Consider the following 1342-nt stretch of genomic DNA (forward strand, 5'->3'; position numbering starts at 1 on the left):
TTTGCTCACGGCTTCTCCATTCCAACGAATATTGTCTGGGCGCGGGATCGCAATGCGCCCGGCCGACTAAACATCAGCGCGCTCAGATCCGTAGACCAATTTCTTTCGCACATAGTGAGGATTACCGATAGTGGCATGGCAGACCATTTGGTTTCCACGTTCGGTGTCGCTAAGCCTTGGTGAGTGCCGCGAAAGCCATCATTAAGTGCCACCCAGTCGCACTGCCGACGGATGGGTACATGGATGGGTAAGGATATCGAACTGGCCGAGCGTCGATGAGAGACATCGATGGCTGGCGGAGAGTGTGAGATTCGAACTCACGGACGGTTTCCCGTCGGCAGTTTTCAAGACTGCTGGTTTAAACCACTCACCCAACTCTCCGGAGCCACGGATTTTATGCCAGTGGCGCTCCCCTACTCTTCATCGGGCAGGAACATCGCCTGCAGATCGCTCAGAAAATCCAGTCCGCGTTCGGTCGGCCACACGCGGAACAGGTCGCGAGCCACGAGCCCCTTGCGCTCTGCCTCTTCAAGGCCGCGCTGGATCGACGTCATTGCCAGCCCCGTACGTTCGCTGAATTGCGGCAGCGTGAAGCCTTGCTTCAGCCTCAGCGCATTGAGCATGAACTCGAACGGCAGATCGGCCAGCGCCACTTCGTCGCTCTGCGACACCGCGGCCCCCGCGCGTGCGTTCTCCATGTACAGGCGCGGCTCGCGAAAGCGCACCTGGCGCACGATGCGGTGCGCAAAGCTCAGCTTGCTGTGCGCGCCGGCGCCAATACCCAGGTAATCGCCGAACTGCCAGTAGTTGAGGTTGTGCGCGCATTGGTGTCCCTCGCGGGCATAGGCCGACACCTCGTAGCGCGACATGCCGTTGGCGCTGGTGCGCTCGGTGATGCGGTCGAGCATGGCGTAGGCAATGTCGTCTTCGGGCAGCGTGGGCGGGAACTTGGCGAACCATGTGTTGGGTTCGATGGTCAGGTGGTACACCGAGATGTGCGGCGGCGCGAGCGCCAGTGCCTGCGACAGGTGGGCGTCGAGGCCTTCCAGGGTCTGGCCCGGCAGCGCGTACATCAGGTCGAGGTTGAAGGTGTCGAAGGTGCTCGCGGCCTCTTCGAGGGCAGCAATGGCCTGCGCGCGGTCGTGCACTCGGCCCAGCGCCTTCAGGTGCTCGTCGTTGAAGCTCTGCACGCCCACCGAAAGGCGCGTGACGCCGGCCGAGCGGTACGCGCGGAAGCGGTTGCGCTCGAAGGTGCCGGGGTTGGCTTCGAGAGTGATCTCGCAGTCGGGCGTGAGCTTCAGGCGCGCGCGCACGTCGCCCAGCAGGCGGTCGATGGCCTGCG

2 protein-coding genes and 1 tRNA gene are annotated in these 1342 nt (G+C 62.8%); 1 reads left to right on the forward strand and 2 read right to left on the reverse strand.

Translation table 11 applies throughout. The features are described from left to right. A partial coding sequence (locus tag ACSFA3_RS23575; RefSeq protein WP_435507844.1) for a hypothetical protein occupies positions 1-183 on the forward strand: 183 nt, incomplete at its 5' end. A gap of 110 nt (positions 184-293) precedes the next feature. Here the strand turns inward: ACSFA3_RS23575 and ACSFA3_RS23580 are convergent. Beyond that, positions 294-381 (reverse strand) — tRNA-Ser (locus ACSFA3_RS23580). A 32-nt stretch (positions 382-413) separates the two neighbouring features. Beyond that, the coding region (gene hemW, locus ACSFA3_RS23585; RefSeq protein WP_435507845.1) for a radical SAM family heme chaperone HemW at positions 414-1342 on the reverse strand (929 nt) is incomplete at its 5' end.

This window comes from Variovorax glucosi, from assembly GCF_051216695.1.
Lineage (GTDB): Bacteria > Pseudomonadota > Gammaproteobacteria > Burkholderiales > Burkholderiaceae_C > Variovorax.